Below are 21,528 nucleotides of genomic sequence, written 5' to 3' on the forward strand. Positions count from 1 at the left end.
TTACATCCTGTTGTATGAATTTAGCGCCGTGTTGCCGCGCTAATTTGTGCTTGCGTGCCTGTTTGTGTTTCCCGGGCTGGATGATGTGCAGTGCGGGTATTTATGGTGCTGTTGTCCGCCGTTGCGGAATCGTGTGGGGTATCCAATCGTGCTTTCACGACGGCATCGCGAATGCGTTTAAGATTGGCGTCGTTGGGCGCGCGGGCCAAACACCATTTCACCTGTTCATCGGCGTTGTCAAAATTGCTCTGCTCATAAAAGCAGTTGACCGCAGCGTAGTGAGCCGCATAGTTGGCAGGATTGGTGGCTAAAGCCTGTTGGATGCACCGCAGTCGCTGGGGTGCATCGTCCAGATCATGAAAGAGCGGTTCGGCCTCCAGCCACAGAGCGCATGCCTCTGGCCCGGACTGTGAAGGAGCAGCCTTGATGAGTTGAGCAGCAGAATATTGCCACAGGGTGTTGCGTTGATCGGACGGAGGTAGAGAGCGATAGCGTGCTCGCAAATGGCGCAGGCCATCCAAGTCGGGTTGGAACTGATCGAGGAAGAAACTGATGGGAACTTGCGAAGCCAATTCGCCAGTGAATAGCTCGATCAAACGGGTTTTATATTCCTGCCCACTGTGGTATGCCAGACGCCAATGTTCAATGGCTTGGTCGGATTGTCCCTGGAGAAAGCATTCTTTGCCTGCTTCGAATTGGACCTCGCCATCGAAGGGCCGCACCGCCAATGCCTGGGCCAGAAACTGAGTCTTGGCGGCGGGCGAGGTTCCTTCCAAGAAGCATAAGTCGGCTAAGTAAAGGTAGGCTTCGCCATACAAGGGGCATAAAGCGAGCGCATGCCGAACTTCCACGCGCGCTTGTTCCAATTGCCGGCTGTGCGGGCCAGTGGCTCGCTGCAGCCATTCATCGAGTTGTGCGCGAGAGGAAAAATGCGATTGCAGCGCGGCATCGCTCACCGCGGCCAGCGGCATCGGCAGGGGCGATTCTTGCTGGCGCAATTCGAACCATTGTAATCGGGCGGCGGCTAAACGAACGTGAGCCAGCACGTGTGTGGAATCGTAATTCACCACCGTTTCCAGTTCCGCGATCATGGCTTGAAGCTCGGTTTTGCGCCGCGAGAGTTCTGAGGCAACGTTGTTTGCGGCGACGCTATTTTGACCGGCATTGTTTTGAGTGGCGTCGGCGGCCAATAAATCGACTTTGGTGGCCGCCACGGAAAGCCGTAAATAACGATCCCACGCCGGCGCGGCTAACGCCGGGCCGATTGACAAAGCAATCATCCAAATTCCGCCGGCGGTTACGGCCAGAGCGGCCCATCGATAGTGTGCTACCGATAAGGCGCGACTATATTTTTCGATTCGCAAATCATTTCCCGACCAGAGCCAGAGACGGTAGGCGCAAGCGGCCAGGATGACCGTGGTCGCCATGCAACTGGGGATATACCAAACGAAATCGACCAGCGAATGCAGGGCGCTCACCATGAGGCCGGCAGAGACGGCGCAAATGCAACCGAGCGAGCGCTTCGAATCGGTTTCACGGAATCCACGCCAACACCAGCGACCGATCATTCCAATTGCCGCCAAAGCCAGCGCTAGGCCCACGACGCCTGTTTCCAATGCGATTTGCAAGTAACCGCTTTCGGCATGGGTGTATTCCAAATCGTCAGACGATTGCGGAAAGTAAATCGGGTACACCGCCGCATGGGCGCCCACCCCGGCGCCAAACCATGGGAATTGAGCGATGGCCTGCAAGTCGGCTGACCAAATTTGACGCCGGCTGGCCGCATGGTCGAGCTTGTCCAGCGAGCCCGAGGTGACTTCGTCCAGGCGATTGAATATCCCGTCGGCGCCATGTACGAGCAACGCGACAGCCAATAATGCTACTAGTCCGATCAGCGACCACTTCAAATTTGAGTTGAGCAACGCCGTATGCTGCAGCAAACCCACGCCGACAACGGTCGCTAACACCAGGGCTGCAATTCCGCCGCGCGATAAGGAAAGCAAACCCGCCAGACAAACCACGCCTAAACCCAGCCACAGCCATATAGGATACGCAGCAGCCTGGCGGCGATGACTAAATCTGTAGCCAGATCGAACCGACGCGGCGCGTTTTGTGATGTTGGCCAACCACCAGATGAGTGGCGCAATTCCCAGCGCAAGGAAATGCGCGAAATGATTTCGATTAATGTACGCGCCTTTGACAACATCGCTGGTGTCTCGATAGGGATGCTCGTAGAACCAGAAAAACTTTCCATTCCCCACCAGATATTGCAGCAGCCCGAAGGCCGCCATGGCGATGGCGGCGGAGGCAATCCACTTCAACACGCGTTCCACGTCGGAGATCTCTCGCACTCGTTGAACCATCGTCGTGAAGAGGAGAATGTATGCCGAAAGCGTGACCAAGCCTGCGCGGGTGCCGGCGGGCAGAAAGGAAAGTTGATTCCAACGTGCAAATCCATTGGCGGGAGCCGCGCCGTTAGTCAGCGGCAGTAAGTTGCGCGTGTTTGGGGAAAGCCAATCCAGAACAGCTGCCGGCCAGGGAATCAATTGGACGATAAGTAGCGCAACGCATGCAGCGAGGACGAAGCGCAACGGCGAACGAACCCAACAACTGGGTTCGTTCTGCGATTGATACTGCAGCCATCCCGCGGCGGCAGAGACCGTGAGGGCAACCAGCAGTAGTTGTCCCCACGGATGCCGCCCGCCCATCACAAACGGCAAAAATAAGATTGTGCCAGCCAGATTGAAGTCGACGAAACGCAACAGAGGCGGATCGCTGGTGTGACTGCGCCAATGTGGAATGAAGGATAGACTCATTTCGCGTATTTCGCCGTGCAGTCGTTGTGCTATTTTGTTGGTAGGTGACTATGCTGCTTTGCTTGTGTAGTCGTCGGCAGTTGCTTCTGGGGACTCGGAATCCACACCATCCGTGGCAATTTCTTCGCCGTTGTATTCGTACCCATAGCCGTAACCGTAGTTGCCTTGCTCTTCCTCGCTGCCGGCGCAATTGACCACGACGCCTAGCACCGTTGCGCCCAAGCTCGTGAAGCCTTCGGCAGCGCGGATGACAGAGCGGCGTTGGTTTTTACCGGGCTGGACCACCAGCACGACACCATCGACCAACTGACTGATGGTGGCGGCATCGCTGGTGGCCAGAATGGGCGGACTGTCGACCAAAATTTGTTGGTAGTTTGCTTCGGCCCAAGCCAATAGCTCTTTGAAGCGATTGCCCAGCAGCAGTTCCGCCGCTTGAGCCGACCAATTGCCCGAGGGAAGTATATCGAGCGATTCAATTCCACTGGGTGTGATCAATTGTCGAGCGCGTTCGATCACGGGATCTGAGGAACTAAGCAGTTCAGAAAGTCCAGGACGGCCGCGCATTTCCATAAGCCGTGTAAGGCCGGGGCGGCGCATGTCGGCATCGATAAGCAGTGTTTTCTTGCCAGAGTAAGCGTAGGAAACTCCCAGGTTGGAAAGCATGGTGGTTTTGCCGTCGCCCGGCTCGGCGCTGGAGATGACCAGCCGCTGCGATTCTTTGCCGGAGAATGCCAATGCGGTGCGCAGCGTGCGGAAGGCTTCACTCTTGGGAGCATTAGGAGCGACGTACGCTTGGATGGCCCGTAGCCCGGTGGCGGGCAAGCCTTCGGTCGGACGGACAATTGCCAAAATGGGCACGCCCAAATGCAACTGCATTTCTTGCGGCGAACGGAAACGGTCGTCGAGCACATCGAGGACATAGACCACACCCAGGCCGAACAGCGTGCCGGCCAGCAGCGACATCAGGGCGATGCGCTTGCCGTTGGGCCAGATGGCCGGCTCGACGGCCGGCTCGCTGACGACGGCAGTGCGAATTTCGCCCTGGTCTTGCCGCAGGTCAATATTGGCGATTTGATTCAATAAAACATCGCGCAGGTTGCGCATCCATTTGACGTCGTGATCCAGGATTTCAATTTGGGCCAAGTCGCCGTTTAGCCGCACCGCTTCGGCCTGGGCTTCCGCGAAGCTTTGCCGCAAGTAATTTTCCTGGGCAGTGGTTTCGGCTAGTTTCTGCCGCACCAATTGCAACAACATCGGGGCTAGTTGTTTGTCTTTCAAAGCCGCCAATCGGTCTTGCACGTGGCCGGAATAACCCGCCAAGTATTGTTCTGTCAACTGGATTCGCTGAGTGATTTCTTGCACATCGGGATGATTGGGGCCCAGATGTTCCTGCAAGGTGCGGAGTTTGGCGCGGTCATCAAGCATGCTTTTTTCAAGTTCGGCCTGCATGGTGGCGTCACGTCCGCTCAGACCCAAATCGCTGAGAATCAATTCGCGTCCGGCGCCGTTATCGAGGCTCATCAGATGCGGCTCCAGGCTTTGGCCCGCTTTCACAGCCGCTTCGACCGACACGAGTAGTCCTTGCAATTCGATACGGCGTTGCTGCGTTTTGATGATTTCCTCGTTCACGCTGATGGCCCGTTGAATGATGGGGTGCGTAACCGTTCCATCAGATTTCATGCCCAAATCACCGCTTTGGCGCCGCGCGGCCAGGAGCTCCGCCTGTTTGCTTTCCAACTTTTCTTCGACCTGGCTTTTTTCTTTCGTGAGCACGGAAATCAACTGCCCGGCGGTGCCTTTGTGGGTGGTATCCATGAATTCCAAGTAAGCTTGTACGACCGCATTGACGACTGCGACGGCGGTTTCCGGCCGTTTTGATTCGTAAGACAACTCGATGATGTTCGTGCGGCGGATGGCCACGGCGCGAAGCTGCGTTTGCAAAAGTTCGATCCAGCGTTCCTGAGGCGTTTCATCAAAATCGATGCGGTCTTCATAAGGCAAGCGATTTAACGCGGCCTGCAGCACCACGGCGCTAGTCATCAAGCGTTCGTACGTGGGCATGAGGCCTTGACCGGCGTTTTCGGTCGACATGGATGTGGACGCCACATCGTTCCCCGCCTGAAGCACTAAGAGCGAAGCGCGCGACTCGTACCGGCGGTGGGCGGTGGCGTAATACAAGGCTCCCAACAACAAAGAAACCACGATGCAAGCGGCCATGACCCCGCGACGCAGCCGGACGACGCGCAAAAAATACCAAACGGAGTGAACCAGGTTGGTCCGCATCGTGGAATCAGCAGCGTCAGATAATCGCGGCGTTTGCATATCAAGTTTCAATTAAAACAGCGGAATGGAACCACTGATGCCGAAGCGGAGGAAGTTGTTGATGGTGTCGTACATGACGGTCGCCGGCGTTTGCTCCACACTGACGATATCGCCGGAGGCCAATCGAATGTTGCCCTTGCCGCTGGTTTTGGCCTCGTGCAGGCTGATATCGATGACAATGGGTTCGGTCTGGCCGGGCATCTGGCGGATGACGTGAACTTTGTCGGCCAGTTGCGAGCTGACGCCTTTGGCCTTCGCCAGGGCATCGAGCATCCGCATTTCGCGATTGACGGGCAATTCGAACTCGCCGGGTTCACGCACCAGCCCGATGACGTGAACGGGGTGCGGATCGCGCTTGTAAACCATGACCACGTCGCCATCGTTCAGGTAATAGGATTGATCGCCTTGTTTCACCGCCTGGGCCAGATCGATACGTGTGGAGACCGGGGGCGTTGCTCCGCCGCCCCCTGCGACCCATTGTGGATTGCCATTTCCCGCGATGTTGTCGGCAGCGGAACCGGCGATAGCTTCGGTCTGCGGGGTTGGTTGATCGGTATAAGCAGCCTGCACGGTGGACGGATCGGCCTTGGTTTGCGTCAAGCCATTGCCGTCATAAGTATGTGCCAAGCGGCTGTCGCCGTTCAAATGCGGAGGCCGATGCAATTCCACTTCCGTGCCGGCGTCCTTGTTCAAACCGCCGGCCACCACCAATGCATTAAGCAAGGCGCTGGAAGCGCGCGGCAATTCGTAAATTCCGGGATTTTCTACGGCGCCGATGACCGTCACTTTGTTCATGCGTTGCCGTTGCATGGTGACGGTGACCACCGGATCGCGGAAGATGCCGCGTTCCACGGAGGCAGTGCTAATGGCTTGTTCAGCGGCGCTGAGAGTTAAGCCAGCTAAGGGCACTCGGCCAATTAGCGGCACATTGGCGTTTCCATCGTCGCCTACGCGCACGGGCGTAACCGTGGGCCGGCGATCGTTTGTGCCGTTGAAGCTGCTATCCACGGTTACCGCCAAGACGTCTCCCCGATCGATGGCCTCGCTATTGACGGCCGGCGCGCTGAGCTTGGAGAGATCGACAGTTTGCACGTTGTCCACGTTGGGCGCCAAATACTTTGTCGGCAGTTTGGTGGCCTGAAACTCGTTGTGAGCGCAGCCACAGCACTGAGCAATTGCCAGCAGTACACTACCCCAGCACGCGGCCAAGCATCGAGAATTGTGCAGCCCGGCGGCAATCCGCTGCCGAGAAGAGTCGTCAGAGATAGCGTGCACGGCCCGGAATGTTGAGCGAGTTACACTCATGAAAAAAAATGTCGACAGACAGTATTTGGTCTTTGCCGCCCGCAGCATCTGAGCCACCGCAAGCTTGGGACCATGATGAGAAGATAGGAAAGCGGCACTGAGCTTAACGGACACACGATGACGAGAAATCAATCGGCATAACCCGCCGCCAACCAAATGCGGAGAGCCGCAAAATGATGCCTGAGAGGGGGCCGACAAACACATGGGCTTTGGAAGATCGTCAGAGGTTGTTACTTTCTGCGACCCGTGATGACGACCTCCATCCGAAGTCATTTAGAGAACCAAGCGTGAACAACACGACAGAAAGCGCAATAGCTTGCGCCCGGGTGCGCTTAAATCCGCTGCGAGTGCTGTCGGTCATTCCCGGCGGTAGCGGCAGCGGATCGATGATTTTTGCGAAGCGCCAGACACACTCGCTGGTGGGCGAAGGAGTGGAGAATCGCAATTTTTTTCTCGCGAGCCGCACGTCACCGTGGAGATTGTGGCGAGAAATCTGGCGGTTTCGCAAGGAAATTCGTGAATTTCAGCCACATGTGGTGCATACCCATTTTGGCACAATGACCGCATTGTTTTGCGCGGCGAGTACAGGACTTCCATTGGTTATTACGTTCCGGGGCAGCGATTTGAATCCTTGTCCGAGCATGCGTTGGTGGCGAAGTTTCTTGGGCAGATTGTTTTCGCATTTGTCTGCCGTTCGTGCTCAGCACATTATTTGCGTGAGCCTGCAGCTACGGCGTCGGTTATGGTGGCGGCAAAAACAAATCAGCGTGATTCCCTCGGGCGTGGACACCGACGATTTTCGGCCTCTGCCGCGCGATCAAGCCCGCCGGGAGCTGGGTTGGGGTGCAAAAGATGTGATTGTACTTTTCAACGCTGGGAAATCTCCAGCGGTCAAGCGGCTTGATCTCGCCCAAGCAGCCGTTGAAGTCGCACGGCGTGAGGCGCCAGCGGCCCGGATGGTTGTACTCGATGGATTTACCGCTCCCCAGTTTTTGCCGCTGATGATGAGCGCTGCCGATTGCTTATTGTTGACGAGCGATTGGGAAGGTTCGCCAACCGTGGTTCAAGAAGCGCTGGCCTGCAATTTGCCTGTTGTGACGGTGAACGTAGGAGATGTGCGCGAGCGGCTGCAGGGAGTGGAATCGACGGCGATTGTGCCGCGGAATGCTGCCGCGATTGGAAAGGCCCTAGCGGCGATGGTCATGCCGCCACGGCGAAGCAACGGCCGGGCATTCACCGAAGAAATATCGCTGCGGGCTATCGCGCCGCAGATCGTCGACATTTATCGGGCTGTTTTACATCGGCCGACTCCGGCAGCACGAACGGACCATTGTGCGGGAGCCGAAGTGGGCGGTGCCGCGCGCGCAGCGTAGGGTGCCCGCGCAAGACTTTTTATCGCTGGCCTAATCATTGAAAGCGCCGAACATGTGCGGAATCATGGGAATTGTTGGATTGCCGGATTTATCACGGCGGAGCCATATTTCGGCCATGGCTCAGCGGTTGGCACATCGGGGGCCGGACGATTTTGGAATGTTTTTGAACGATAGTGCTGGGGTGGCGCTGGCGCATCATCGGCTGTCGATTATCGATTTGTCTTCCAACGGTCGCCAGCCGATGTCGACCCGCGATGGCCGTTGGACCATTACGTTCAACGGCGAAATATACAACCACGGTGAGTTGCGCCGCGAGTTGGAACAGCTTGGTTGCACATTTTCCAGCACGAGCGATACGGAAGTTTTGCTATACGGCTATCGGGCGTGGGGGGAGCAGGTGCTGAACAGGCTGGTTGGAATGTTTGCCTTTGGCATTTGGGACGCGCACGAGCGGACGTTGTTTTTAGCGCGCGATCGAGTTGGGAAAAAGCCGCTGGTGTATTTTCGGCAAGGGAATGTGCTGGCGTTTGCCTCGGAACTGAAGGCGCTTTTGGCCGTGCCGGGGTGTGAGCCGGTTTTGAATCCCGATGCGGTCGATGCTTACTTAGCGTTGGGCTATGTGCCTGCGCCGTTGACGGTTTTCCGCGGCACGCAAAAACTCCCGCCCGGCCATTTGCTGGTCTGGCAGGATGGCCAACTCGACGTGCGGCGCTATTGGCGGCCGGAAACGACGGTGAAGACTTTGAAACCGCAGACGTCCGGATCGCAAGGCAGCGCGATCGACCAATTTCGCCAATTGTTCCGCGAGGCAGTTCGCTTACGGCTGCGGGCCGATGTGCCTGTGGGGTTGTATCTGAGCGGAGGCATGGATTCTTCAGCCATTGCGGTGGAATGCGCCGCCTTGGGTCAGAACATTGAAGCGCTGACAGTGGCCTTCGATGAAGACAAAACCGATTTGCCGCATGCGCAAATGGTGGCCCGTCTGTTTGGATTGCGGCAGCAGATAGTAGGGGCATCGGGCCGGCAATTGGCGGACGATTTAACGAACATACATTGGTTTTACGACGAGCCATTTGCCGATTCGTCGAGCATTCCCTGCTATTACATCGCCCGGGAAACGCGGGGTCGATTCAAAGTCATTCTGACCGGCGACGGTGGCGATGAGGCGCTGGCTGGTTATGCGCACTATGAATTTGCGGCAGCAAAGCAATGGATCAAGCGTTGTGCGGCGGCCGTCGGCTTGTGCGACGGCTTGTGGCACGATGCGTGGGCTACGTATTTTCAATCGAAGGCTTTGTTTCGGAGACGGTTCCGCGACGAATTGCTGTGCGAGGGTCCGGCACGCAGCGGTGGCTTTGCCGGCTACTTGGAAGGCGAGCCATTTTTACAGGCCGGGCCAGCCAGCGATACGTTACATCGTGCGTTGTGGGCCGATCGGCATGTCTATTTGCCTAACGACCTGCTGTACAAGATGGATATTGCCCTCATGTCGCACGGCATTGAGGGGCGATCGCCATTTCTAGATCACCGTTTGTTGGAATGGTGTCAAAGGTTGCCGGCCCGGCAACTGGTGCGAAATCGGTCAAAAAAATGCCTGTTACGGGCCGCTTACATAAATGAACTGCCCGGTGAAATACTTCATCGGCATAAACACGGTTTTGGAGCGCCGGTCATGCAGTGGCTGCGCGGACCGTTGCGCGAGATCGTGCAGAGCCATCTGCCGACGGAGTTGTTCAACGCCGAAGCGCAAACCAAATTAATGGAGCAGTTTCAGCGGAAGACAAATCTTCAACTAGCCCGCCAAATATGGACACTGCTGGCCTTTGCGATCTGGGCCAAACAATGGAAGGCGACATGGTAACAGAAAACAATATGGCGAACATCGGGGAAGCTGCCGAGATTGCACCGGGCAGACCGCCGATCGTATCGGTGTTGCTGCCGGTCTATAACCAGAAACCGGCATTGTTGGAGGTTGCGTGTGGTTCGATCCTGGCACAAACCTTTCGTGATTTTGAGTTCGTCGTGGTCGATGACGGATCGCGACGGCGCGACACGGTCGCCTGGCTTGATGGTTTAGCAGATAATGACGCACGAGTTCGCGTGTACCATGAGCCGCATCGGGGGCTGACGCGAACGTTGAATGTGGGGCTGGCGTATTGCCGGGGCGATTTTATCTGTCGGCAAGATTCCGACGATTGGTCAGACCCTCAGCGGCTGCAATCGCAAATCGAATTTCTGCAAGAACGTTCGGATTTAGCCGTGGTGGGTAGCTGGGCCATGCTGCATCGAGACGACGCGGTGCCGCTGTGGATTGATCGATTGCCCACCGCCGCGCAGGATATTGCGGCGGCGTTTACGCACCAAAATCCGTTTTGCCACGGGGCCATTTGTTTCCGTCGCGCGGCGGCGGAAACCATCGGCGGATACCGCGAGGAGTTTACCACGAGCCAGGATTACGATTTTTTGTGGCGGTTGTGCGAACGCTTCGGCGGGGAAAACTTGCCGGAGGTGTTGTATCATCGTCGGTTTACAGCCACTGCGATATCGACAAATCGAGCGCGGGATCAGGCACGCAATCGTGCTTTGGCACGACGGTTGGGCGCCATGCGGTCTTGCGGACAAACCGAAGATTTTCCTCGGGCGATGCAAGAAGCTGCCGGCGACGAGGAAGGCAAAGCACTATCAGCGCTGTCGACGCAAGGAGATTATTTGCTATTGTCGGGCCACTATCTGGCGGCGTTGAAGGCCCATTTGCGCGCAGTGCTGCGGGCGCCATGGCGGCAGTTGCCCTATTTGAAGACGTTGCGCTGGGCGTTGTACGTGCTTGCGCCGGCATTACGACCGCGGTTGTTTGGACATATGCGATCAGTAGAAAACGGCATGGTTGCTTCGAACGGGTAGTAAAGACGAATTCATGGAAAACTTTGTCGACATCCACTGCCATTTGCTTCCTGCCCTTGACGACGGCGCCAAGAACATTGACGAATCGTTGGCGATGGCTCGAATGGCGGTGGCCGATGGCATTCGAGCCATCGTGGTTACCCCGCATCAACTGGGGGGCTTGTCGCTGGATGGCAATACCATTCGCCTGAAAACCAACGAGTTGCGGCTGCAATTGCAGGCTGCAAACGTGCCGTTGGAAATCTATCCCGGCGGCGACGTGCGAGTGGAACCTGATCTGTTACAGCGGATCCAACACGGAGAGGTGCTTACGTTGGCTGATCGACAAAAGCACGTGTTATTGGAACTACCGCACGAGTTGTTTCTGCCCATCGACCAACTACTTAAAGAGTTGCGAGCCGCCGGGATGGTGGGCATTTTATCGCATCCGGAGCGAAACGAGGGGCTGCTATCCCATGAGAAGCCGTTGCATGACATTGTTAATCAAGGCGGATTGCTGCAGATTACGGCCGGCAGCTTGCTCGGAACCTTTGGCGGCCGCATCAAGCATTTTGCGGAAACGCTGGTGGAAAAGGGTTTGGTTCACTTTGTGGCCACTGACGCGCACGGCACGCAGGCTCGTCCTCCTTTAATGCGAAAAGCGTTCGAACGGATCTGTCAACTGGCCGACGAGAGCACCGCGCTGGATTTATGCGCACGACACCCGGCCGATGTGGTTTTCGGGCGTGATGTAGCTGGCGGCCAGCGGGCGACATTTCGCACCCGTTGGCGGCGCTGGTTCAAGCCGAGTCAGTCGAAGCAGTTTCATTGAGCGTGCGGTAAGCCGCAGACATTTCAATCAATCTCTGATTGTTAACAGGCCGATAGGACGATAGGAAAAGAGCAGCTACAATCACTCTTCTTATTGGCACGGAGAAGCCTGTCATGTTGTCTCACTGGGGTGGCGGAATGAAAAAAACGATGTTGAGTATTGCCTGCTGCGGCATGATCTTGCCCGTTAATGTGTGGGCTGCCGAAGGTCAATCCACACCTGGCGTGGAAATTGCAACAGTGGCGCCGCCTGCGGCTACGCCCATGGTCTCTGATGTGGCCTTGCAGGCAGGCAATGTTCTCCAAGGACAAGTTGTCGATAGCGCGGGACAACCCGTGAGCGGAGCTCCTGTTTCATTGCTCCAACAACAGCAGGAAATTGCCAAAGCGACGACCGCTGCCGACGGATCGTTCCAGGTCAACGGCGTTCGCGGAGGAGTTTACCGGGTGGTGACATTCCAAGGAGATGGCACCTATCGAGCTTGGCCAATGAATGCTGCGCCGCCGGCCGCCAAGCCGAAAATTGTGCTCACGCAGAACAGCAGCGACGCGCATCCGGTGATTAAAGCTTTAACTTCGCCGCTTGCCATTTGCGCGATCGTTGCCACCGCCATTGCCGTTCCCGTGGCCTTGGCGAACCGGAACCACGGCAGCAGCAGCTAAAATCATTTGTCGCCGCACTGTCCGATTGATCCGCCATCGCGGGTTCCCGCAATTTGGGCGAATTGCTCGCGTTGAAGCTGTGCCGCGGTGGGCTGTTTTGCTAAGGTTTGCGTCCCACTTCACGGCATAGGATGCCACAGGCATTTACAGGGACGTGGCCGATGCGAATTTGGTTGGTGACGATCGGTGAACCATTGCCTACCGACGGCAGTGCCGAGCGATTGCTGCGCACCGGCATGCTGGCGGATATTTTGGCACGGCGTGGGCATGAAGTGGTGTGGTGGACCTCGACGTTCGATCACGCGCGCAAGCGGCAACGGTTCGAACGAGATACCACTGTGTCGGTAGCGGGCAATTACGCGTTACGGCTGATCCACACCCGGCCGTATCCACGGAACATTTGTCTAGAGCGGTGGTTCAGCCATCAAACCGTCGCCAAGCGGTTTGCAGCGTTGGCGGCCGCTGAACCGAAGCCCGATTTAATTTTGAGTTCGCTGCCGACGGTGGAACTCTGCCGTGCGGCGCTGGATTATGCGTGGCCGCGCGGTGTTCCGGTGGCCCTTGATATTCGCGATTTGTGGCCAGACATTTTTGTCGATTTGGCGCCTCGTTGGCTGCACGGGGCGACAAAGTTCGCTTTGGCGCCGATGTTTGCCCGGCTTCGAAATGTTTGCCGTCGCGCACAAGCGATCTTGGGCACGACGAACGAATATATCGATTATGTGTTAGCAAAGGTCGGCCGCACTGCTAGGTCGTGGGATCGAGCGTTTCCGTTGGGTTATCGGCGGGGCCGCAACTCGGAGGCGGCGATCGAGGCCGCCGATTCATTTTGGAATCGGCAGGGGGTCGCTCGTTCAGCCCCCGAATTCATTTGCTGCTATTTCGGCAACATGGGCCGGCATTGCACGTTGGAGACTGTCTTGCTGGCTGCCCAGGCCATCGAGCGGCGTGGTTTTCGAATGCGATTTGTTTTGTGCGGCATGGGGGACAAGCTGCCGCGCTATCGCGCACTGGCGCAAGGCTGCGGCTCGGTCGTGTTTCCGGGTTGGATTGATGCGGCGCAAATTGAAGCGTTGATGGCGCGCTGTTCCGTCGGTTTGGCCCCGTATGTTTCCAACACCAACTTTCAGAACAACATTCCGAATAAACCGATCGAGTATTTGTCGGCCGGCTTGCCGATTGTTTCCAGCTTGCAAGGCGTTTTGGAACGGTTGATTACACAGCACGATTGCGGTGCAACGTATGACGCCGGCAATGTGGAACAACTGACAACCCTGCTGTTGAATTTAGTACAAAACCCAGGCCATGTGCGGCGGATGTCGGACAACGCTCGACGGTTGTATCAGGAAAAGTTCGACGCCCAGAAAGTGTACGGACAAATGGCCGACCATTTGGAACGGTTGACATCGGTTCGAAATGTTTCCAGGGAATTGCATCCGCGAAAAGTGCAGACCCTCAGTCCAGCTTTTCAGACCTGCAGCCACACTATCCGTTGAAAGTGATCGGTGGGAAGATGATCAAGCGGACTTTTGACATTATCGTTTCAACCATTGGACTACTGCTGGCAGTGCCGCTGTTGGCGTACATGGCCCTGCGCATCAAGTTCGATTCGCGCGGTCCGGTGTTATACCGCGGCGAGCGAGTGGGCAAGCACGGCAGAACATTTCGCATTTACAAATTTCGCACGATGGTTGTCGATGCAGAGCGGTTAGGAGCTTCGTCCACGGCCGCTGATGATCCCCGCATCACGCGCTGTGGCGCCTGGTTGCGACAGTACAAATTGGACGAATTGCCCCAGCTCATCAATGTGCTATTGGGCGACATGAGTCTGGTCGGACCGCGGCCGCAAGTGGGTTGGGCCGTGGCGCAATATACGGCGGAAGAGCGCAAACTGCTGAACGTGCGGCCTGGAATTACAGACGAAGCTTCGATCGCATTCCGCCACGAGGCGGAAATACTGCGTGGCAGTTCTGATCCGGACAAAACGTACTTGGAGTTAATTGCTCCCGAGAAAATCCGGCTGGGATTGCACTATGTAGAGCATCACAACTTGTGGAACGACATTTGGATTCTGGCCAAAACCATCGTGTGCATGTTCGCCGAGCCGGAAAGCCTTTCATCCACAACATCACGCCCACTGCCCGAGCCAACTCATGGATAACGTCAGCGTGCAAGTTTCCAACGGCAAAAGCCGAAGCGAGAACAAACATCGGTCGCATTCCGGTCGCGCTACGGTTGGGGCGGAAGGTGGCTTACGCAACCAGTCGGAGCGCGAAGCCACGGCCGCTTATGCGCGGTTGTTTGCCGAGAGCCCCGATCCGCTGGAACTGAAGCTGGCTCATTTCGCAAAGTACGTCCGCCGACAGGATATGACTCGGCTGCTGGCCAGGTACGAAATTTTCAAACGCATTCTCCCGGTGAAAGGGTCGATTGTGGAATGCGGCGTGTATCGCGGGGGCGGGCTGATGTCGTGGGGAAATTTTAGCGCGATTTTGGAGCCAAACAATCTCACTCGCCGGGTATATGGCTTTGACAGTTTTGCAGGATTTCCGCAAGTTTCGGCCCAAGATGCGACGGCGGCACGGATCACTCGGCCGGGAGAGCTTGCGGCCGATTGTTTTGGCGAATTGCAGGAGTTAATCGGCGCGTTCGACCAGAATCGATTTTTGGGGCACGTTCCCAAGGTAGAACTCATTCGGGGCGATGCAACGGAAACCATTCCGGCGTTTTTGAAATCGCATCCGCATGTGGTCATCAGCTTATTGTTTTTGGATTTCGATCTGTACGAGCCGACCAAGGTGGCCTTGGAGCATTTGTTGCCGCGGATGCCCAAAGGCGCGGTCATCGCCTTCGATGAGTTAGATAACCCCGCTTGGCCTGGCGAAACTTTAGCGCTGCTGCATCAATCGGGCATTTGCCCGTTGCGGTTGGAGCGGTTGGAGTTTGATCCGTACATCGGCTTCGCGTTGATCGATTGAGCGGCAGCCGTAGAAGCAACCAGAACAGCAGCGATTAAAAAGGACGGAACATGCCCATGGAATGGAAGGTTCGCTACGTTGATTATCCGACGCAATTTCGAGGGCTTGAATCCGAGGTGCTGGCGACGATTCGCAGCGTATTGGCTGGCGGCGATTTAATGCTCCGGCAGCAGCTGCGAGATTTTGAAACACACCTGGCGGCGTTTGTGGGGACCCAGCACGCCGTGGGCGTGAGCAATTGCACCGACGGTTTGCGGCTGATTCTGCAGGCGCTGGGCGTCGGTGCGGGAGACGAAGTCATTACCGTCTCGCATACGTTTGTGGCCACGGCTGCGGCCGTGCATCATTGCGGTGCCAAGGTGGTGTTGGTTGACGTAGGAGACGATCATCTGATGGATCCGGACGAGGCCGCCCAGGCTGTCACGCCGCGCACGAAAGCAATTCTGACGGTCCATTTGAACGGGCGCATATGCGATATGCGGCGGATTAAATTGTTGGCACAGCGCCACGATCTGCTGTTAATCGAAGATGCTGCCCAAGCCTTGGGTGCTCGCTATGCCGGCGTGGGGGCGGGCGCCTTTGGCGTGGCCGCCGCGTTCAGTTTTTATCCTGCGAAATTGTTGGGGGCTTACGGGGACGCCGGCGCGGTGGTGACTTCGAATGCAGACTTGGCGCTACGAATTGCCCGGCTGCGCGACCACGGTCGAATGCCGGGGGGAGAAATCGCGGAATGGGGCTTCAATTGCCGGCTGGATAATTTGCAGGCCGCGCTACTGGATTTGAAGTTGGCTCGATTGCAGCGGGCGCTAACACGTCGGCGCGAATTGGCCGCGCAGTATCACGAGTTGCTCGTCGATGTCACATCGCTAAAACTGCCCCCGCCGCCGGCCGAGGGAAGGCACTTCGATGTGTACCAAAACTACGAAATAGAGGCCGACGAACGGGACCAATTGGTCGCGCACTTGCAAGCGCAGGGTATCGAGATCATGAAGCCATGGGGCGGTAAAGGCATCCATCAATTTGCAGCGCTTGGGCTGGGGCATTTTTCGTTGCCTCGCACAGAAGCGATGTTCCGCAGAGCCTTGATGCTGCCCATGCATCCGGAACTGTCGAATGAGCAGATCGAGTATGTGGCCCGGGAAATTAAGGCGTTTTATTCGGGTCGAATGGTACGCAATCGCGCCGCATAAACGTTGCTACACAAAACAATAAGGTGAGTTTGATAGTTCTGCTCTCCTGGCAAGATGCTTGCATCGGAATTCATTCAGCACGCATGACTACCGACTTTTCCACCGTTACTGAATTGCCTGGCATACGGGCGACGAGCCAGCAGCGCTCGATGTTGTATACGCGCTATCATTTGGCAAAATTACACTGTGTTGATAAAGACGTTTTAGAAGTTGCTTGTGGCGCTGGATTGGGGTTGGGCTACTTGGCACGCTGGGCACGCTCGGTCACGGGCGGCGACATCGACGAGACCAATTTGAACGTGGCCCGTCGGTCGTACCGCAACTGTCCGCAAATCCAATTGCATTGGCAGGATGCGGAGCATCTCGAGGTTCCCGATGGCAGCTTTGATACGTTGCTGCTGTTCGAGGCTATTTATTACTTGCCCGACGCTAAACAGTTTGTGTCGGAGGCGCGACGCGTGCTTCGTCCGGACGGAAAGTTGATTGTATGCACCGTAAACCATCGCTGGAGTGGGTTCAATCGCAGTCCTCATGCCGTGCGGTATTTCGATGCCGACGAATTGCGCAGCCTGCTAAATCAGCATGGGTTCGCGGTGCAAGTGTTTGGTGGATTTCCAGATCGAACTGATTCGGCCGCCAAACGGCTGGTTTCCGCGATTCGTTCGGTGGCGATTCGCTGGCGATTGATTCCACAGACAATGAAAGGCAAACAATGGCTCAAGCGTCTGTTTTACGGCAAGTTGACTGCGCTGGAAGCGAAAGTTCACGAGCAGATGGCCGCTTTGGAACCGCTGGTTGAAGTGTCGCCCGGTAGTAAGACGCATCCGTATAAAGTGCTGTATGCGGTAGCACAGCGCGGAAATATTGCCGTGGGCAAGTTTGCCGCGTGATCGCCAAAGCCGAGGATGAAAGATACTGATATGGGATCAACTCCAATTAAGCTCGGTAAGGGGCATTTTTCCGATACTCGCGAACTTGCACGACGCATCCGCCTGCATGCCTTGCGGATGACGAGTTACGGCGGCAGTTCGCACATTGGGTCGATTTTTTCCATCGTCGACATTGTGGCGGTGCTGTATGGGCTTGTGGCGCGCGTCGATCCTGCCGTCCCGCAGCACCCGCAGCGAGATCGAATTGTGCTGAGCAAGGGTCATGCCGGGGCGGGAATCTACGCGGCTTTAGCGGAATTGGGATTTTTTCCGCTGGACTGGTTGAGCACACACTACCAGGACGGGTCCAAGCTGAGCGGCCACGTTTCGCATAAAGGCGTACCGGGCGTGGAATTTTCGACGGGGTCGCTAGGCCACGGATTGCCGGTGGCCACGGGCATGGCGTATGCGGCCAAGCTACGCGGTGAGAATCACCGCATGTTCACCATCATGAGCGACGGCGAATGCGACGAGGGATCGAACTGGGAGGCTATTTTGTTTGCGGGCCACCACGGGCTTTCCAATTTGATAGCCGTGATCGATTACAACAAGTTGCAAAGTTTGGCGTCGGTGGAAGAAACATTGCGATTGGAGCCGCTGGCGGACAAATGGCGGTCATTCGGCTGGGCTGTTCAAGAAGCGGATGGCCACGATCATGCGACGTTAGAAGCTACGCTGAACGCTGTTCCGTTTGAATCGGCCAAGCCGAGTTGCGTGATTGCGCACACGACCAAGGGCAAAGGCGTTTCGTTCATGGAAAATTCGGTGTTGTGGCATTACCGAACCGCGCGCGGCGAAGAGTTTGAAACGGCCCAAGCGGAATTAGCGGCCGACCAAAACCGCGGAGGATATTGCCATGCGTGACGAATTCGTCGGACGGTTAACGCAGATGGCCGAGCGCGATGCGCGCATCATGCTTGTGACCGGCGATTTGGGATTTGGCGTATTGACCGAATTTGCACGGCGTTTCCCCAGGCAGTTCGTCAACGCCGGCGTGGCCGAGCAGAACATGACGTCGCTGGCCACCGGGCTGGCGTTGGAAGGATACATCGTATTCACCTACTCGATCGCCAACTTCGCCTTCATGCGGTGCCTGGAGCAAATTCGCAATGATGCGGCTTACCATCGGGCGAATGTGAACGTGGTGGCGATCGGCGGCGGGTTGAGTTATGGCCAACTGGGCGTATCGCACCATGCCACCGAGGATATTAGCATCATGCGGGCCATCCCCGAACTTATGGTCGTTTGCCCTGGCGATGCTTGGGAGGCGGCCGAGGCCGCGGAGGCGGTCGCCCAGCAACCTGGCGCCAGCTACATTCGGCTCGATCGCTCGTCCGCTCAGCGGATGGAGCAGCCCGGTGATCAATTTATATTAGGGAAGGCTCGCATAGTGAGAACAGGAACGGATGTAGCGCTTTTGGCCGCTGGCGGCATATTAAGCGTGGCCCACGAGGCGGCATCGCAGCTTGCCCTGGAGGGCATTCAATGCCAGGTGATCAGCATGCACACGTTGAAGCCGTTTGACGAAGAGGCGGTTTTGGACGCAGCGCGGCAAACCAGCGGCATTGTGACGTTGGAAGAACACACGGTCGACGGTGGATTGGGCAGCGCCGTGGCGGAGCGGTTGCTGGAACAGAGTTGTATTCCCGGCTTCTTTTATCGCGTTGGATTGCGGGGCGATTTTCCAAGTGTCGTCGGCTCGCAAGCGTATTTGCGACAATTGTACGGGCTGGACGCCGCCAGCGTGGCGGTTGTCGTAGCCAATTTAGTCAGGGGCCTGTCGGCAAGCGGTCGTCGCCAGCTTGCCGCGTGACAGCGCAGTGGCCGCTTGATATCGTTCGGTTCGCGTGAAGCATTGGTTTACAGGGAGCAATTCCTAGGATCGAAGGTTGGCCCCATGCACTTGTCGTTTCTCGATTATTTAGCCGATCCCACGACGGGCGAACCGTTGCGTCTGAAAATCGCAGAGCAACGCGGCGAATTTGTCGAGGCTGGCCTCCTGGAATCGGCTGTGCACACTTATCGCATCGTCCGAGGCATTCCACGGTTTGTGGAATATAAAGCGGGCAATTATACGCGGAGCTTTGGATACCAATGGCGGAAATGGCCCCGCTTGCAATTCGATTCGGAAAATGTCGGTCGGCCGATGGAGGGATACACCCAGAAGATGTGGGAAAAAATCACCGGCATGGCCGACGAGAACGTGAATCTGAACGGCGGCAAGCCCAATGTGAATGGCGCCATACTGGCCGATATCGGTTGCGGGCCGGGAAGGTTTATTGAGGTGGCCCGTACGAAAGGCGCGCGAGCGATTGGCATCGATTACAGCGCCGCCGTGGAAGTGGCAGAACAGAATTTCAAGCATGACCCGAACGTGTGCATCGTGCAGGCAGATGCGTTGAACTTGCCGCTCAAGCCGCAGTCTCTGGACGGGGCGTTTTCCATCGGCGTGCTGCATCATACGCCCAATCCCAAGCGCGGCGTCCAGCAAGCATTTTGTGCAGTTCGCCCCGAGGGCTGGTTTGCCTTGTCCGTATACGGCCAGAACGGGTATTACGATTTTCCTGCGGTTCAATTTTGGCGGAAAGTGTTCAAACGCCTGTGGCCGGTTTTGGGACATTATCCGCCGCTAGTCTATACGTACGGCACGGTTCATTTATTTTGGCCAGTGGCGCACTTCGTGCCGCCAGTCGGTCGGGCAATCCGCGCACTTCTGCCGTTCATCAAGCTGCCCGATTTTCAATGGTCATTGTTGGATACCTTCGATAGCGTGACGCCGTCTTACCAATCGGCACATGCCAGCTTTGAGGTATTTAGCTGGCTCAAACAGGCCGGCTTTTCCAATATCGAACCGACGAATTGGGGATTCACTTCGTTTCGAGGGTGCGTATCGCAGAAGCCTTTAGCTCCCGCCCAAGCGGCATAATCGTGAATTCCGGTGTCCATTGGCTATTTTGGGCCTGCGACCTAGGGACGAATTTGGGCGTCTTGCTGCAAAATCTGCTTCCGGGAGTGGTGGGACAATTTGAAATTCCGACAGCCGCTTTTCCCGACTGACACAGTCGGGCTATGTTCAAATTGGCCCACTACCCTTCCGGGTGACCCCTGTGGTGATTTGCCGCTTCGCATTATCATTTTTACAGCCCAAAACGCGAGTTGCATTAGCTTTTCGGTCGCCTGCGATGATTTCCTTCGCCCAAAAACTTGCCGCAGCGGTGCGAGAAAAGCAAACGCCTGTCGTGGTGGGACTTGATCCGCGCTGGGAATCGTTGCCCGAGGGTTTGCGCCAGCCTTCCCAAGCACACGGTGACAATGAACCTGTGCAACGGGCGGCCGCCGTCGCTGAGTTTTGCCGGCGAGTGATCGACGTGGTTGCTCCGTTGGTTCCTGCTGTCAAACCGCAAATTGCGTTTTTTGAACAGCTAGGACCGCCAGGTCTAATGGCTCTTGGGCAAGTCATCGCTCATGCCCGAAAGCGGGAATTGTTGGTCATTGTCGACGCGAAGCGGAACGACATTGGTTCCACTGCCGAGGCTTATGCCGCAGCTTATTTTGGGCCGCAGGCGGCGTGGCGGGCCGATGCATTGACGGTCAGCCCATATTTGGGAGACGATAGTTTGACGCCATTTGTTACCGCGGCCGAAGAACATGGGGGTGGAGTGTTTGTGTTGGTGAAAACATCGAATCCCGGCGGCGGGCAATTTCAAGATTTATCGTGCGAGGGACGGCCCTTGTATCGCCATGTGGCGGAATTTGTTGAACGATTGGCCAGCGACGAAGTTCAGGCCGAAAACCAGGGCACGGAGAGCGACGGCTACAGCGAAGTTGAATACGGCAGCGTGGGCGCGGTGGTGGGGGCCACCTATCCGGAACAACTCGCTGAATTACGCGCTGGCATGCCCCATGCGTGGCTGCTGATTCCCGGTTATGGCAGTCAGGGTGGCACGGCGAAAGATGTCGCGCCTGGATTTGATGCCCAGGGCCTGGGCGCCATTGTCAACAATTCCCGCGGCATCATTTTCGCGCATCAGCGTGCGGAGTACGCTGGCTTTGGCCCATCGCGCTGGCAGGAAGCGATTGAGGCAGCCACACGAACGATGATTGCACAATTGCAAGCGGAAACCCCGGCCGGAAAATTGGTTTCGCATTGAAGCGATTCGATCGCTGCGGGTGTGGAAATCGCCGATCAAGCACTGCTAGCACGCAGCGGGTTGGGAAGTTGCTCTTGACCCGTGCTCCAG

17 protein-coding genes are annotated in these 21,528 nt (G+C 56.7%); 14 read left to right on the forward strand and 3 right to left on the reverse strand.

Annotated features, from left to right (window positions below; all coding sequences use genetic code 11):
* Positions 1 to 20: 20 nt before the first annotated feature.
* Genes VMJ32_16890 through VMJ32_16900 form a run of 3 tightly spaced genes read right to left on the reverse strand, consistent with a single transcriptional unit; the run spans position 21 to position 6,443 of the window.
* Positions 21 to 2,816: an O-antigen ligase family protein gene (locus VMJ32_16890; GenBank protein HTQ40701.1), complete on the reverse strand. Its 2,796-nt coding sequence runs from the start codon at positions 2,814 to 2,816 to the stop codon at positions 21 to 23.
* A 48-nt stretch (positions 2,817 to 2,864) separates the two neighbouring features.
* Entirely contained in the window at positions 2,865 to 5,138 is a 2,274-nt protein-coding gene (locus VMJ32_16895) for a polysaccharide biosynthesis tyrosine autokinase (protein ID HTQ40702.1), read from the reverse strand.
* 12 nt (positions 5,139 to 5,150) lie between these two features.
* Complete coding sequence (locus tag VMJ32_16900; GenBank protein HTQ40703.1) at positions 5,151 to 6,443, reverse strand: polysaccharide biosynthesis/export family protein; 1,293 nt, start codon at positions 6,441 to 6,443, stop codon at positions 5,151 to 5,153.
* A gap of 287 nt (positions 6,444 to 6,730) precedes the next feature.
* On the opposite strand from VMJ32_16900, the gene VMJ32_16905 reads away from it, so the two are divergent.
* From VMJ32_16905 to pyrF, 14 genes are all read left to right on the forward strand, one after another.
* The gene (locus VMJ32_16905) at positions 6,731 to 7,816 is read left to right on the forward strand and encodes a glycosyltransferase (protein HTQ40704.1); all 1,086 of its coding nucleotides are present in this window, start codon (positions 6,731 to 6,733) and stop codon (positions 7,814 to 7,816) included.
* Between the two features lie 64 nt (positions 7,817 to 7,880).
* Positions 7,881 to 9,677, forward strand: coding sequence for an asparagine synthase (glutamine-hydrolyzing) (gene asnB, locus VMJ32_16910; protein HTQ40705.1), 1,797 nt, complete (start codon positions 7,881 to 7,883; stop codon positions 9,675 to 9,677).
* Positions 9,671 to 10,717, forward strand: a complete 1,047-nt coding sequence (locus VMJ32_16915; protein ID HTQ40706.1) for a glycosyltransferase — start codon at positions 9,671 to 9,673, stop codon at positions 10,715 to 10,717. The genes asnB and VMJ32_16915 overlap by 7 nt, the downstream gene beginning before the upstream one ends.
* Positions 10,718 to 10,730: 13 nt before the next feature.
* A complete protein-coding gene (locus VMJ32_16920) occupies positions 10,731 to 11,528 on the forward strand; it encodes a CpsB/CapC family capsule biosynthesis tyrosine phosphatase (GenBank protein ID HTQ40707.1) in 798 nt (265 codons plus the stop codon).
* Positions 11,529 to 11,641: 113 nt separating this feature from the next.
* On the forward strand, positions 11,642 to 12,190 hold the full coding sequence (locus VMJ32_16925) for a carboxypeptidase-like regulatory domain-containing protein (protein ID HTQ40708.1): 549 nt from the start codon (positions 11,642 to 11,644) through the stop codon (positions 12,188 to 12,190).
* Positions 12,191 to 12,351: 161 nt separating this feature from the next.
* A complete protein-coding gene (locus tag VMJ32_16930) occupies positions 12,352 to 13,686 on the forward strand; it encodes a glycosyltransferase family 4 protein (protein HTQ40709.1) in 1,335 nt (444 codons plus the stop codon).
* A 2-nt stretch (positions 13,687 to 13,688) separates the two neighbouring features.
* Positions 13,689 to 14,351, forward strand: a complete 663-nt coding sequence (locus tag VMJ32_16935; protein ID HTQ40710.1) for a sugar transferase — start codon at positions 13,689 to 13,691, stop codon at positions 14,349 to 14,351.
* The gene (locus VMJ32_16940; protein HTQ40711.1) at positions 14,344 to 15,168 is read left to right on the forward strand and encodes a TylF/MycF/NovP-related O-methyltransferase; all 825 of its coding nucleotides are present in this window, start codon (positions 14,344 to 14,346) and stop codon (positions 15,166 to 15,168) included. Before VMJ32_16935 ends, VMJ32_16940 begins: the two co-directional genes overlap by 8 nt.
* A 56-nt stretch (positions 15,169 to 15,224) precedes the next feature.
* Positions 15,225 to 16,358 carry a DegT/DnrJ/EryC1/StrS family aminotransferase gene (locus tag VMJ32_16945; protein ID HTQ40712.1) on the forward strand — a complete coding sequence of 378 codons (1,134 nt, stop codon included), beginning with the start codon at positions 15,225 to 15,227 and terminating at the stop codon, positions 16,356 to 16,358.
* An 83-nt stretch (positions 16,359 to 16,441) separates the two neighbouring features.
* A complete protein-coding gene (locus VMJ32_16950) occupies positions 16,442 to 17,248 on the forward strand; it encodes a class I SAM-dependent methyltransferase (GenBank protein ID HTQ40713.1) in 807 nt (268 codons plus the stop codon).
* Positions 17,249 to 17,278: 30 nt separating this feature from the next.
* Entirely contained in the window at positions 17,279 to 18,151 is an 873-nt protein-coding gene (locus VMJ32_16955; protein ID HTQ40714.1) for a transketolase, read from the forward strand.
* Positions 18,144 to 19,100, forward strand: coding sequence for a transketolase C-terminal domain-containing protein (locus VMJ32_16960; GenBank protein HTQ40715.1), 957 nt, complete (start codon positions 18,144 to 18,146; stop codon positions 19,098 to 19,100). The genes VMJ32_16955 and VMJ32_16960 overlap by 8 nt, the downstream gene beginning before the upstream one ends.
* A gap of 84 nt (positions 19,101 to 19,184) precedes the next feature.
* Entirely contained in the window at positions 19,185 to 20,213 is a 1,029-nt protein-coding gene (locus VMJ32_16965; GenBank protein ID HTQ40716.1) for a class I SAM-dependent methyltransferase, read from the forward strand.
* A gap of 256 nt (positions 20,214 to 20,469) precedes the next feature.
* Complete coding sequence (gene pyrF / locus VMJ32_16970; protein ID HTQ40717.1) at positions 20,470 to 21,438, forward strand: orotidine-5'-phosphate decarboxylase; 969 nt, start codon at positions 20,470 to 20,472, stop codon at positions 21,436 to 21,438.
* The last annotated feature ends 90 nt before the right edge of the window (positions 21,439 to 21,528 follow it).

The organism is Pirellulales bacterium, from assembly GCA_035499655.1.
Lineage (GTDB): Bacteria > Planctomycetota > Planctomycetia > Pirellulales > JADZDJ01 > DATJYL01.